The organism is Flavobacterium sp. FlaQc-47, assembly GCF_044006475.1.
In the GTDB taxonomy this organism is placed as follows: Bacteria; Bacteroidota; Bacteroidia; order Flavobacteriales; family Flavobacteriaceae; genus Flavobacterium.
Genome location: NZ_JBIPCQ010000003.1, coordinates 139,946 through 153,770, shown reverse-complemented (window position 1 = coordinate 153,770; position 13,825 = coordinate 139,946). Strand labels below are relative to the sequence as shown.

Genomic DNA, 13,825 nt, shown 5'->3' with positions numbered 1-13,825 from the left:
TTGTTATTTTAATACGTTCCGTTTTGCATCTTGCTTAACGTTTCTTTTATTTCAATTGCTGTTTCCTCTTCGACCTCAGCAGTTAAATATTTAACGGCGAGAGTTTGTGTTTCAATTGCTTTTTGCTTTTGGTCGTCTTTATAATATAATTGCGCCAGCGTATCTAAATAAAACGGATTGTTTTTATTTAAAACTAAACTGCACTCAGACCAATTAATGGCTTTTTTTATATAAATCAGATCTTTAGAATTTAATACTGTAACAGCCCAAGATATTTCATTACATAAATTAGCATAATACTCTTTAAATCCTTTCCAATCATAATAATAAAGGGTAGTAGAATCAAAAGCATTGTCATATAATTTATCCAGATTTTGAATTAAATTTTCTTTATTGACTAAATATTTATCAAAATATTTTTCAAACTCTTGTATATAAACAGCATTATCATTTGTTTTCTCAGCATTATCAGCTAAATAAAGGAAGTAATTTCTATAAAACTCAAAATTTACTTGATCAATTAAAAGTATCTTCCCGTATGTTTCCTTAATATTTTTCTCATTGGATTTTTTATAACGCCCATTTTCTGCCTCGTAACTGGAAGTTGAATTTTGCAATACATTTGAAATCTCTGTGCTTAAATTTCCTATTTGAATTGAAGCATTTTCCTGATCGTTACATTCTGTGCGTTTCGCATCAATTGCAATATAATGTTTTATCAAATAATCTATAGATTTAAAATCAGTCTCGTCTAAAATTTTACGTTCTGAATATACTTGTTTTGTATAGCCAGCATTTTTTATTTCCTGCAAAATTGCCTGAACGAGCACTATATCCGGACTTATATCATTTTGATGTGTTTCTATTAGTTTTTTCCAAACCTGTCTCGCTTTCTTTTGGTCTAAATCGAATTTAACAAACTTAAAATCGTCTTTGTTGCCATATTCCTCACTATATTCATAATCATCGCCCAATGATGCAAGTGCTGAAACATTATAAAATGCCTGTACTAATTCGGCATCTTTCGAGTCTTTATTATTTAATGCTTGAGCAAAATTATTTTTTAGGTAAGTTCTTTTAAGTTTACCATTAAAAGAATCATAATACATAAACTTATCTATTTTATCAGGAGATAAATTTGATTTTGCCCATGCTAAAATAATTCCCTTTTTATCTAAAACCATTAAAACTGGCGAATCTGTCATTTTATTCTTTTTCAGCCAGTTTTCATCATCTTTCGATGTCAAATAAAAATTATAAAGATCGTATTGAGGCTCATAAGTACTTGAAATATATCCTATATAACGTTGTTGTTTTTCTATTAAATTATCAAATTCAGCCTGTGCTTCTGCATTTTTCGGATCACTATATACGGCTAAAAATTTATTTCCATCTGTTTTAGTTTGTTTAATGGCATCATCCAAAGTTTTTTCGATTTTTAGTTTAAAATCTGTATCTGGTAAATCACTTATTTCTTGAGGAGAGGCAACATCTCCATAATCATCGGTTTCTTTTCCTGGATAAGTCCAGCTTAAAACTTCTTTCTTTTCTAAAGGCTGGATTATAGAATTATTTGAGTCTGCAACAGCTTCATTTGGATGAAAAATGGTAACAACATCACTAGTAGAACTAATCAATAATTGATTTTTACTTTTGTCATAAAAACACGAAAATTCTTTAATACCGGATGGAGCATAGTTAACGTTTATTTTTAGTTCAGTAATTGTATCTGGTATTTCATATTTGAATATTTTTCTTGGTTCAAAGTCAAATCCTTCACTTATGAGATATAAATACTGAGTTCTTTTAATATCAAAACTTTCATTAGCATCACCATGTGAATTATATTCTATTATTGTTGATATTTTTTGATACTGAATAGGATCTGTTCCGTCTTGTGTTCCCAAATAGAGACCGTAAAAACCGTGGTCATTCTGAAAACTTAATTTTATTTTATCTGAAGCAATCGAAGTCTTTTTTAAGTACTTAACTTCAAAAAAAGGTACATCAACATTCGAGTTCTTAAATAGTAATGAGTCGCCCTTTACTTCGTAATCTCCATAAAGTGTTATTAATTCGAACTTACTATTATCCAATAAATTAAATTTCATTCTTCGGCCTGAATCATTAAGCGAATAATATGATTTACTTTTTAAAGTCTCTTGCTGGGCAAAAGACGGGACACTTAAAAACAAAAGAAGTAACAAAAAGTAACAATAATTCTGCATAGCTAACTTATTCAAAAAATACATATAATTCTTACAAATGTGTTTGATTAAAATATGCTATCAAAGTATTTGTAACTAATAATTACAAATAAAAAAAGCCTGACAGTTGCTAATTGTCAGGCTTTCGCTTATAGTGTTTTTTAAATAATTTAATACGTTCCGTTTTGCATCTTGCTTAACGTTTCTTTTATTTCAATTGCTGTTTCCTCTTCGACCTCAGCAGTTAAATATTTAACGGCGAGAGTTTGTGTTTCAATTGCTTTTTGCTTTTGCCCGTCTTTATAATATAATTGTGCCAGCGTATCTAAATAATACGGATTATTTTTTGCTACCACTAAACTATATTCTGACCATGTAATTGCCGATTTTATAAAACTACTATTTCCGGGTTTAGAAACTACTGTCCACGCTGCAGAATTAGCCAAATTAGAATGATATTCCTTAAAGGAATTCCATCCGTTATACGAATAATCAGAACTTGGATCTAACGACGTAAACATATCGTCTAATTTTTCGATCACGCTTCCTTTATCTGTTGCCAGATTAACATTAAAATAAGTGCTGAACTCTTTTAAATAAGTAGTATTAGAACCGTCTTTATCTTGTGCTTCTTCCAGAAATGTGAAATAATTTTGATACGCCTCAAAGTTTCCTTTTCCACCAGCAATTAACTTTTTATAAACCGAAATTGTTTTGCCTTCATTTTTATCTGCTGCAATATCATTTTCAGTTACATATTTATTCTGCTGTAAAGCTGCGGAAATTTCAGTATTCAAACTTCCTATTAAGTGTGTTTCGCCTTCTTTTGCATTAAATGCTGCGCGTTCTGCATCTATAGCGTCATAATGTTTGATTAAATAATCTATCGAAAGAAAATCAGTGTCGTTTAAAACTTTATCATCTTTAAAAAACTGTTTAGAGAATCCCTGATTTTTAATTTCTTTCAGAATGGTTTCTACGAGATACATATTTGGTTTTGTATCTTTTTGATGTGCTGTAATTAAATTTTTCCAGATTTGATTGACTTCTTTTTTATCCAAAGCAGTATTTACAAACTTAAAGTCTGTTGGATTTTCATCATTTGATTCTGTTTCATACTCGTAAGTTGCTTCAAGAACCGCAACTTTATTAAAAGCCTGAATTATATCAGCATCAGTTGCCTTTTTGTTTTTTACTGTTTTACTAAAAGCAGAGAATCCTTCTGTTCTTTGTAATTTTTTATAAAGTCCGTCATAATAATTAAACTGATATTGTTTCTCTGTCAAATTAGAATTTGCAACAGCTAAAACATCTCCGTTATTATTTAAAATAACCACACTTGGATCTGTAATTTTATTTGTTTTCAACCATTTTTTATCATCGGCTGTAGCCAAATAAAAATTGTACATGTCATATTCCGGATGATAGGAATCGTACATTGTATATCCTATTTGCGTTTCCTGATCTTTAATAAAAGTATCAAAATCAGCTTTTGCCGAAGTATTTTTGCTATCAACTGCAACTACCAAAAATTTATTTTTAGCTGATTTGTTTGATGAAAGAGCACTTTTTAAATTGTTTTCGATTTTTAATTTAAAATCATATGTTGCAGGAAGAGGATCCGTTTCAACAACGGTAGAGTCAACGGCAGTACCAAAATCATCATTTACCAAAGGTTCTTTACCTGGATACGTCCAGTTAGGAATAGTTTTATTTTCTAAAGGAGTTATTTGGGATGTTTTTTCGGGCTGAACATCTTTTGCATTACGAAAAACCAACGGACTTTTTCCTGATTGCTCAGAAATCATCAGCTCATTTGTTTTTGGGTCATAAAAACCTGAAATATTCAAATCACCTATAGCGTCTAAATTATATTTGATAGTAACTTCTGAAACATCTTTTGGTAAAGCAAATTTCGAAACTTTACTATCATCTCCTCCATATTGTTCATAAACCAAATACAAAAAATCTGCTTTTTCAATTTCAAAATCGACATCGATTTTATCACCCTGAGGGTTTACTTTATCTTTAATATCAGACAATCGCTGGTATTGAACATTGCCTGAACCCTTTTGCGTACCTACATAAAAAGAATAATAGTAGACAGCATCTGAGAATTTTATTTTTATTTTTTTTGCTTTTTTATCATTTTTAAAAGCAAGTTCAAAACCATTTTCTGATTTTGCACTTGGAGTAAACAATAATGAATCACCTTTTACCTGATAATTACCGGAATAAAAAACCAGCTCATATTTATTATCCTCCAGTAAATTCAATTTGATTTTCTGACCTTTGTTTGTAGAAAGATAAGATCCTTTTTCAATAGTTTTTGTTTGAGAAAAAGAAACGGATATTAAACAAAAGAATGCTAAGAAACTCCCTATATAATTGCGCATAATATAAATTTTGGCTTGTTAATATTAAACGTAAAGATATTCGATTATTATTGATACCAAGTCTCTTAAAACTCAAAATAGATACTTAATAGATACTATAAGTTATATTTCATCGAAAACATGATGTAACGCGGCTGCACGGTATACTGAGAAACTCTTGTAGAAAACTGCGAAAAACTGTCATCATTAAGATATTTTGTATTTAGTAAGTTTGTAGCCGCTATTTTGTATTCCCATTTACTGTCCTTTTTTTGATAAATTAAACTGGCGCTTAAAAAATCATATTCGTTATTGACCGTTTTATTGCCATTGTAATAATGGTAAAACTCATATTCTGAAACAAACGAAAAGCTGTCCAGAAAATAGTAATCTAATCTTGCAAAAGGTTTATCTGTATAATAAGTTGAACCGCTATATTTATTAATCAACGCATTATAACCAAACTCAATATTGGGTAATCCTTTATAATTTGTTGAAGCTTTTACGGTATAACTCTGACTAAAACTTTCTGTGGTTGCTAATACTTCATTTTGAATATTGTTGAATTTTGACCAATTAAAAGTCGCATTGACAGAAGCTTTATAATTCTTTAAAAAAGAACGTCCATAATTTCCCATTCCGGTAAAAGTTTCATCTGCCAGATTTGAATTATAAGGCGATGAAGATTGGTTAATTCCTTCAAAATCTGCTTTGGTTTTAATTGCGTCAACTTTTTTAGTGTAGGTTGCATTGGCAAAAATGTTCTCAAAATTGAACATATTGTATTTAAAATAACGAAGCGAATGTACTTGCGAAGTTGCATTTTCAAGCAAACGATTTCCGCGGAACAAACTGCTGTAATCTGATAAAACATATCCAGCCGCCAATTGATTAATATCTGTAAAATCATTTGACAACGAAAAATTATAAGTCAACGTTTCAGCCTTTTTGATTTGATATAAAGCAAAAAAATCAGGTAATACTTTTGTGAAATTCTGCGAATAATCCGTTCCTAATTGTGTGTTTTTCATCGTGTAAGAATGCACACTGACACCGGGAGTTAAGGTAAATTTCCCTGATAATATTTTGTAATGAAATCCCAGAAATACATCATTAAAATTATAATTGACGTTGTTGTTGTTTTCGGGACTATTCAGATCATTTTTATCTCCATTATCTAACATTTGAAAAATATGAGAATTAAAATCCTGGTATGAATAGGTATTTCCAAGCGTGATATTGATGTTACTTTTTGGCGTTACCATATAATAGTAATCCAGTTTGGCATCTAACTTATTCGTTTTTACAAATCGGTCCTGATTCAGGTCATTTCTTTCCTGTCCTGAAGTATAACCTGCCAGACTAAAAGGTTGCGTACGCAAATTGGCATTGTAAAATGGATTTTCATCCTGATACAAATGCTGCATTTCAAAAGCAAAAATATTCTTGTCACTTTGGGTATAATACAAACTCAGGTTTTGATTTATGGATGTTGGATCTTGTTTTTTATTGGTCAAAATTGTTTCTAAAACCGACATATTACTCACAACCGATTCACGCAACAATTCTGTATCTTCATTTTGTTTGGACAATTTTGTTAAGATGTCATAATCAAACTGAAATTTGTCATTTGGTTTATAAGTCGAACTTAATTTAAAAAGTCCCAGATTATTTTTTTGATGCGTTTCTTCCTCTCTTTTTTGTTGATCACCGGAATCTAAAATTGTAGTTTGGGATTTTGTTTCCAGATCTGTTTTTGAAGTAGATAATATTCCAAAACCACTAATATTCCATTTTTTAGTAACCGAATAAGCAAAGTTTGTCGCACCAAATTTTGTTTCAATTTCCTTAGCCCGATTATTTCTTAAAATCGAAATTCCTAAATCATTTGTTGAAACATTAAAATTACTTCCGCCTTTTTTCATCATATTTTTAAATCCTCCCGTGAACTTAAAATAATCCTGAGCCGTTAGAGGTAATTCTCCAATATTATTAAAATTGGTAATTAAGTTAATACTGTATTTTGGACTGTAATAAAATAATTTCGGGTTAATAATATAGCGGCTGTCCAATTCTCCAACTCCGGTTCCGGCGGTTACATCTCCAAACCAAAAGTTCTTTTTACCATCTTTAAGTTTAATATTCATCGCCACATTATCCTGATCGTTTTCCAGACCTTTTAGTGCACCAATTTCATTATAATTTCTTAAAACCTGAATTTTATCAATTGCATCGGCAGGAATGTTTTTAACGCCGAGTTTTGTATCTCCATCAAAAAAATCTTTTCCTTCAACCATTAATTTACTCACTTTTTTTCCTTCAACCTCAATTTCTCCGTCTGCATTTACCTCAACGCCCGGTAATTTCTTCAGGATATCTTCGAGTTTTTTTTCTGTTCCGGATTTAAATGAATCGGCATTATAGACAATCGTATCGCCTTTTATAGAAACAGGCATTTCACGAACAATCTCAACGCCTTCGAGTTCAATTCCGGCATCATCCATAACAATGTTCTGAACCATATTTGCAGTTTGTGTAGCAACCGTAATTTCTTTCGATTTCATGCCCAGATAACTTACTTTGATCGAGTAAGAAGTATTTGGTTTTAAGGTTAACTGAAATTTCCCTTTATCATTCGTGATTCCGTATGAATCCATTGCTTTTGTTGTATTGTTAACCGCCATAACATTAGCCATTTCCAATGGATTTTTTTGATCGTCCTGAATAAAACCATCAAAACGAATACTTTGAGAAAAGGAAACAAAAGTCAATAAAAAGGCTGTGAAACAAAATATTTTGTTCATTTTAAAAAGATTGAAATTTAAACCCGAGGCTAGCGATAGCCACAGGCGAAGCAATTGAAATTTGGAATTTGGAATTTAAAAAATTGGAATTTTATGAATTCTTATCTTCCCATCATTGGCGGTCCTCCTGCGCGACCACGATTCATTTCTCTAAATTCTTCCATTTTTTTAATTACCGTGTCATCATACTCTTTTTGCGAAACTACTTTTCCTTTTTTAGATGGTTTTATCTCGACTTTCTCTTTTGCATTCAAAACAATTTTTGAACATAAAATAGTGGTTCTTCCATCATTAACTTCTAAAATTAAACCTGGTAATCCCCAATAATTTTCAGGTCCCTGATTGACCGGAATCTCTGGCGAATACCACGCTGTAATTGTTACTTCTTTTGGCATTTCAAAATTATCCTCAAAGTTGGTTTTCGTTTCTCCAGACGTTTTCTTTACATCCTCTTTTTTCTCTTCTGGTTTTTTATCGTCATTATTTTTAGGCCTGAAGTTTCTAAAATCAGTTTTACTTGCCTCTTTTACTGCCGTTGCTTTATAACAGGTATAACCGCCAATTTGTTTGGTTTCAGATTCCATTTTCCAGTTTAATTTTGGCAAAGAATCTATCACAAGAAATTCTTTTCCCATAAATTCTTTATCAACTGTATAGGATTTTGTTTTTACATCTTTATAAAAAGTTCCGCCACCGCCCATAAACGAGTTCATCATAACACGCATTCCCCCTCCTTGTTGTCCGGGAGTTTCCAGTTTTTCTTCTTCTTTATATACTGAAGCCGATTTATCAAAATTCAGGATAAACGTTTTTTCAAGCATTTTTTTCATTCTCTCCTCGATATTTTTCTGCATTTCCGGCGTAATATCCCGATTTCCTTTCATGCCTTCAAATTTAGGCGCTTGGGTTTTGGTTTCGTAAACAGCCATTCCCTGAAAGTCTTTTTGTGCCTGCATTTGAGTAAACACAAGCATTAAGGACATATAATAGATTATTTTTTTCATCACGTTTTCTTTAAAATTGAGTTAATCCAATAAAACTTATACTCAAATGTATCGTTTATTTTAAAATCCCGAAAGTTAAATATATCAATACCTATAAGATATAGACAAAATCGACTATTACTTAGACTATTAGTATATAAATAGATTAAAGACTAAATCTCCCGCATTTCGTGATTACTACTTTAGTTTTTTGTAATTTGGCTCTTCAGAAACCCAATTCTAATGAGTAAAACGGCCTCTTTTTTTTTATATTTTTTATTTATTTGCTGCTCTTTTTCGGCTGTATTTTCACAAAGTCAAAGAATAACAGCGCCTTCCGTTTCTCATTTTACACTTGACGCTGATGAATTTTTAGGTTATGATTCTTTTGGATTTTCTTATCAGATAAAAAACAATGTTTTTAGTAAAATGAAAGGAAAAGAGATTTTTGAATATAAAAATGTCTCATTAGGAAATATTACTAAAGTCGATTTACAAAATCCGCTTAAAATAGTTTTGTTTTACGAGGATTTTAATACTGTAGTTTTATTAGACAATCAACTGAATAAAATCACCGAAATTAATTTTTCCTTAAACAATACTCCCATTGTAGTTTCGGCAATTGGAATGTCAACACAAAACCAACTCTGGATTTACAACGCACTAAACCAACAAATTAGTCTTTTTGATTATTTAAAAAATGAGTATAAAACGGTTTCTACGCCTTTAATAGAATCCATAAAATATTACCAAACAGATTTTAATACTTTTTATTGGATTGATAAAAAAAACAACTGGTTTTCCTGTGATATTTTCGGAAAAACAACTGCTTTGGGAAAGGTTTCTGATTTTGATTCCATCGAAATAATTAACAATCATCAATATCTTTTCAGCAAAGCTAATTTGTTGTATTTTAAAGACATTACAAGTACAAATTCAAATGCATTTTCACAAATTGAAATTTTAGAAAAATCGTTTGATAAATTCTGCTACAAAGACCAAATTTTATCTATTTTTACAGCCAAAGAAATAACAAATTATAAAATCGTAACACCGTAATGCACATAGCAATAGCAGGAAATATAGGAGCTGGAAAAACAACTCTGACTAAATTATTAGCCAAACATTTTAAATGGGAACCTCATTATGAAGATGTCGTTGATAATCCCTATTTAGATGATTTTTACCATCAAATGGAACGTTGGTCGTTTAATTTGCAGATTTATTTCCTGAACAGCCGTTTTCGTCAGGTATTACAGATTCGTGAAAGCGGTAAAAAAATTATTCAGGATCGAACGATTTATGAAGATGCTTATATTTTTGCTCCCAATTTATATTCAATGGGATTAATGACGAGCCGTGATTTTGAAAATTATACTTCTCTTTTTGAATTAATGGAATCATTGGTTAAAGCTCCTGATTTATTGATTTATTTGAGAAGTTCGATTCCTAATCTTGTCGGGCAAATTCACAAACGCGGACGCGAATATGAAAACTCTATTTCTATCGATTATTTAAGCCGTCTGAACGAAAGATACGAAGCCTGGGTTCAGACTTATACTAAAGGAAAATTATTAATTATTGATGTTGATAATATCAATTTTGTAGATAATCCTGAAGATTTAGGAAACATCATTAATAGAATTGATGCTGAATTAAATGGATTGTTTTAGAAAACAAATCCTTAATTCGTAAAAACCATATAACTCAAATCCTGATTCTGTCGGGATTTTTTATTTTAAACCGTATTATTTATGTCTATAACTAAAACCAGAATATTTGTAATCAGTCTTGTCTCCTGTATTATTGCAGTATCTATAGCCATTTTTATAACTGACAATCGAGAATTTGAAATGTTGTTTTGGATACCATTATTTGTTTATTTTCTCATTCAATGTTATGTATTGTATATAAGTATAAAAACAAAAATTAAAAAAACATGGATCATAGCGTTGATTAATTTAATCATCGCTCTGTTACTTGCTCTTTTCTTTGCAGGCATTTTATTGTACGGTATGGGAATGCGCAGCGCAATGGGAGCCATGAAGGGATAATTTTTTAAATATTTTTTATGTTGTAAAAGTATTTTTTATAATTAATTTCTTACTTTTATTGATTATTAAAAATAATTCCCAAATTGGGAAAAAATTACTACATTTGCAGTAATCATTATAAGAATAATAGCTAAAAGGACCTTGCAGAAATTTTGGGAGCGATTTCCAAATTCAAAGCAACAATTATTATCTTGGTATCAGATTTTTGATAAAAACAATTTTGACAATTCAAATTCCGTAAAAACATTTTTTAGTTATGCTGATTTTGTGGGTAATAATAAAGTAATCTTTAATATTTGCGGAAACCACTATCGATTAATTGTAAAAATAAATTACGACACACAGATTGTTTATATATTGTTTGTAGGAACTCATGCTGAATATGACAATTTAAAAGATATTAAAAATTTGTAATATGGAAATAAGACCTATAAAAACCGAAAAGGATTATGATTTAGCGCTAGAAAGAGTAAATATTCTTTTTGATGCTCAACCTAATACAAATGAGGCTGATGAATTAGATATTTTAGTGACACTCATTGAAAAGTATGAGCAAATACATTATCCAATTCCGGAACCTGATCCTATTGAAGCTATCAAATTTATGATGGAACAAAATGGATTGACAGATGCTGATTTAGGTGTAATACTGAATAGCCGTTCAAGAGTATCTGAAATTTTTAAACGTAAAAGAGCTTTAACTATTACTCAAATTAGAGTTTTAAACGAAAAGCTACATATTCCAGCCTCAACTTTAATTAAGGAATATAAATTAAATGCATAAAAAATGCCTCTAAAAATTTTAGAGGCATTTTTGGTTTTAACTTTTACAAACCTATTCCTTTATTTCGCTGCTTCGATTTTTGATTTTACATCAGCTTCTGTACCTTCATAAACTTCTGTAGTAGTTTTTCCATTTTCAGTTTTAGTTACGGTTCCAACTTTAACGCCGTTTGTTGTAGATAAATTTACCTCAACGCGGTTTTTCTCGTATTTACTTGTATCAAAACAATCTGTTCTTTGGTTTGCATATTTTCCTTTTGCATCATAATGCGCTAAACATTTTGCAGTTTCTTCGGCAGTACAACCTTTTTCTTTGCACATTCTGATACATTCTTCTTTTGTCATTCCGGATAAATCACCACATTTAGAGACTCCGGCAGCATGCATTTCGGTTTTAGTACAACAGGAATCCTTTCCTGCTATTATTGAAGATGAATGACCTTCACCTAAAATAGGCGCAATTACTAAACCAATCAAACAAGTTAATTTAATTAAAATATTCATAGATGGTCCTGAAGTATCTTTAAACGGATCTCCCACTGTATCTCCTGTTACCGCTGCTTTATGCGCATCAGAACCTTTGTACGTCATTTCACCATTGATTAAAACTCCTGCTTCAAATGATTTTTTAGCATTGTCCCAGGCTCCTCCGGCGTTGTTTTGGAAAACTGCCCAAAGTACTCCAGAAACTGTAACTCCTGCCATATATCCGCCTAACATTTCTGCAATTAATTGGTTGTTGCTTCCGTAAACTAATTTTCCTAAAAGTACAATGGCAATTGGGAAACCAATTGTTAGAATTCCAGGCAACATCATTTCGCGTAAAGCGGCTTTTGTCGAAATTTCAACACATTTTCCGTATTCCGGTTTTCCGGTTCCTTCCATAATTCCCGGAATTTCCTTAAACTGACGACGTACTTCGTAAACCATATCCATCGCTGCTTTTCCAACAGAATTCATGGCTAAAGCCGAGAATACTACCGGAATCATTCCGCCCACAAATAACATGGCCAAAACTGGTGCTTTAAAAATATTGATTCCGTCAATTCCTGTAAAAGTTACATAAGCTGCAAATAATGCCAATGAAGTTAATGCTGCAGATGCAATTGCAAAACCTTTTCCGGTTGCTGCAGTAGTATTTCCAACTGAATCTAAAATATCTGTTCTGGTACGCACTTCTTTTGGTAATTCGCTCATTTCGGCAATTCCTCCGGCGTTGTCAGAAATTGGTCCAAAAGCATCAATTGCTAATTGCATTGCCGTTGTAGCCATCATTGCAGATGCTGCCAAAGCTACTCCGTAAAATCCTGCTAATGCGTATGAAATCCAGATTGCTGCTGCAAACAAAATTACGGTTGGAAACGTAGAAATCATTCCCGTTGCCAAACCTGCAATAACATTTGTTCCTGCTCCTGTAGATGATTTTTGTACAATTGCCATAACTGGTTTTGTACCTAATCCTGTATAATATTCTGTTACTGATGAAATTGCTCCGCCCACTATTAAACCAACTATAGTAGCGTAGAAAACACGCATTGAGGAAATATCTTTAGAACCTTCGCCAAAAAAGCTCATTTGCATGGTTTCCGGCAACATATACTGCACTAAAAAGTAACACGCAATTGCAGTTAAAACAATTGAAACCCAGTTTCCTATATTTAATGCTTTTTGTACTTGTGCTTCTTTTGCATTATCATCAGATATTTTTACCAATGTGGTTCCGATAATCGAAAATAAAATTCCGAAACCGGCAATTGCCATTGGTAATAAAATTGGACCAATTCCGCCAAAAACATCCTGAATGTTTCCGCCCATATCTTTGATCACGTAATTTCCTAAAACCATTGCAGCTAAAACTGTTGCCACATACGAACCGAATAAATCAGCTCCCATTCCCGCAACATCACCAACATTGTCTCCTACGTTATCTGCAATTGTTGCGGGATTACGAGGGTCATCTTCTGGAATTCCTGCCTCAATTTTACCCACTAAATCCGCACCAACATCAGCTGCTTTTGTGTAAATTCCGCCACCAACTCTCGCAAATAAAGCAATTGATTCTGCACCAAGAGAAAACCCTGCTAAAGTTTCTAAAACCTTAGTCATATCTTCAGATGAAGTCCAGACTCCATGCATGAATATCTGGAAGAAAATAATAAAGAATCCTGTTAATCCTAAAACTGCTAAACCTGCAACGCCTAATCCCATTACGGTTCCGCCCCCAAAAGAAACTTTTAAAGCTTGTGGCAAACTTGTACGTGCTGCCTGAGTAGTTCTGACATTTGTTTTAGTGGCTATTTTCATTCCCATATTTCCGGCTAAAGCCGAGAAGAATGCCCCAAAAATAAATGCCACCACTATTAATATATGTGTAGTAGGAACAATAAAAGAAATTCCGGCTAAAACTAAACTTGCACCAATTACAAAAAAAGTGAGTAGTCGATATTCGGCCTTTAAAAATGCTAAAGCGCCTTCATAAATGTAATCTGAAATTTCTTTCATCTTGCCATCGCCGGCATCTTGTTTTAAAACCCAAGTCCTTTTTATTCCCATGAAAAGCAATCCTATAATTGCCATGACAATTGGCAGGTAAATCATAAATTCGTTCATAATATTATA

10 protein-coding genes are annotated in these 13,825 nt (G+C 31.8%); 5 read left to right on the top strand and 5 right to left on the bottom strand.

Annotated elements, in window-relative coordinates; genetic code table 11:
- Positions 1-8: 8 nt before the first annotated feature.
- The 4 genes from ACHRVX_RS10310 to ACHRVX_RS10295 all read right to left on the bottom strand — a co-directional run bounded on the left by ACHRVX_RS10310 (position 9) and on the right by ACHRVX_RS10295 (position 8,390).
- Entirely contained in the window at positions 9-2,228 is a 2,220-nt protein-coding gene (locus ACHRVX_RS10310; RefSeq protein WP_395331874.1) for a hypothetical protein, read from the bottom strand.
- A 149-nt stretch (positions 2,229-2,377) separates the two neighbouring features.
- Entirely contained in the window at positions 2,378-4,603 is a 2,226-nt protein-coding gene (locus ACHRVX_RS10305) for a hypothetical protein (RefSeq protein WP_395331872.1), read from the bottom strand.
- Between the two features lie 95 nt (positions 4,604-4,698).
- Positions 4,699-7,386, bottom strand: coding sequence for a carboxypeptidase-like regulatory domain-containing protein (locus ACHRVX_RS10300; protein WP_395331870.1), 2,688 nt, complete (start codon positions 7,384-7,386; stop codon positions 4,699-4,701).
- Positions 7,387-7,487: 101 nt separating this feature from the next.
- Positions 7,488-8,390 carry a GLPGLI family protein gene (locus ACHRVX_RS10295; RefSeq protein WP_395331868.1) on the bottom strand — a complete coding sequence of 301 codons (903 nt, stop codon included), beginning with the start codon at positions 8,388-8,390 and terminating at the stop codon, positions 7,488-7,490.
- Between the two features lie 222 nt (positions 8,391-8,612).
- Here ACHRVX_RS10295 and ACHRVX_RS10290 point away from each other — a divergent pair, with 222 nt between their 5' ends.
- From ACHRVX_RS10290 to ACHRVX_RS10270, 5 genes are all read left to right on the top strand, one after another.
- Complete coding sequence (locus ACHRVX_RS10290; protein WP_395331866.1) at positions 8,613-9,428, top strand: hypothetical protein; 816 nt, start codon at positions 8,613-8,615, stop codon at positions 9,426-9,428.
- Positions 9,428-10,042: a deoxynucleoside kinase gene (locus ACHRVX_RS10285; RefSeq protein ID WP_029271825.1), complete on the top strand. Its 615-nt coding sequence runs from the start codon at positions 9,428-9,430 to the stop codon at positions 10,040-10,042. Before ACHRVX_RS10290 ends, ACHRVX_RS10285 begins: the two co-directional genes overlap by 1 nt.
- Before the next feature lie 81 nt (positions 10,043-10,123).
- Positions 10,124-10,423 carry a hypothetical protein gene (locus ACHRVX_RS10280; protein ID WP_395331864.1) on the top strand — a complete coding sequence of 100 codons (300 nt, stop codon included), beginning with the start codon at positions 10,124-10,126 and terminating at the stop codon, positions 10,421-10,423.
- Between the two features lie 141 nt (positions 10,424-10,564).
- Positions 10,565-10,837 carry a type II toxin-antitoxin system HigB family toxin gene (locus ACHRVX_RS10275; protein ID WP_395331862.1) on the top strand — a complete coding sequence of 91 codons (273 nt, stop codon included), beginning with the start codon at positions 10,565-10,567 and terminating at the stop codon, positions 10,835-10,837.
- Between the two features lies 1 nt (position 10,838).
- On the top strand, positions 10,839-11,207 hold the full coding sequence (locus ACHRVX_RS10270; protein WP_395331860.1) for a type II toxin-antitoxin system HigA family antitoxin: 369 nt from the start codon (positions 10,839-10,841) through the stop codon (positions 11,205-11,207).
- A 59-nt stretch (positions 11,208-11,266) separates the two neighbouring features.
- On the opposite strand, the gene ACHRVX_RS10265 is transcribed toward ACHRVX_RS10270, so the two are convergent.
- On the bottom strand, positions 11,267-13,816 hold the full coding sequence (locus tag ACHRVX_RS10265) for a sodium-translocating pyrophosphatase (protein ID WP_395331858.1): 2,550 nt from the start codon (positions 13,814-13,816) through the stop codon (positions 11,267-11,269).
- Positions 13,817-13,825 lie beyond the last annotated feature (9 nt).

Bases quoted from the DNA above. Each gene is read 5' to 3' on its own strand.
- ACHRVX_RS10280 (WP_395331864.1), top strand. From the start codon at position 10,124: ATGTCTATAACTAAAACCAGAATATTTGTAATCAGTCTTGTCTCCTGT.
- ACHRVX_RS10305 (WP_395331872.1), bottom strand. From the start codon at position 4,603: ATGCGCAATTATATAGGGAGTTTCTTAGCATTCTTTTGTTTAATATCC.
- ACHRVX_RS10295 (WP_395331868.1), bottom strand. From the start codon at position 8,390: ATGAAAAAAATAATCTATTATATGTCCTTAATGCTTGTGTTTACTCAA.
- ACHRVX_RS10310 (WP_395331874.1), bottom strand. From the start codon at position 2,228: ATGCAGAATTATTGTTACTTTTTGTTACTTCTTTTGTTTTTAAGTGTC.
- ACHRVX_RS10270 (WP_395331860.1), top strand. From the start codon at position 10,839: ATGGAAATAAGACCTATAAAAACCGAAAAGGATTATGATTTAGCGCTA.
- ACHRVX_RS10290 (WP_395331866.1), top strand. From the start codon at position 8,613: ATGAGTAAAACGGCCTCTTTTTTTTTATATTTTTTATTTATTTGCTGC.
- ACHRVX_RS10285 (WP_029271825.1), top strand. From the start codon at position 9,428: ATGCACATAGCAATAGCAGGAAATATAGGAGCTGGAAAAACAACTCTG.
- ACHRVX_RS10265 (WP_395331858.1), bottom strand. From the start codon at position 13,816: ATGAACGAATTTATGATTTACCTGCCAATTGTCATGGCAATTATAGGA.
- ACHRVX_RS10300 (WP_395331870.1), bottom strand. From the start codon at position 7,386: ATGAACAAAATATTTTGTTTCACAGCCTTTTTATTGACTTTTGTTTCC.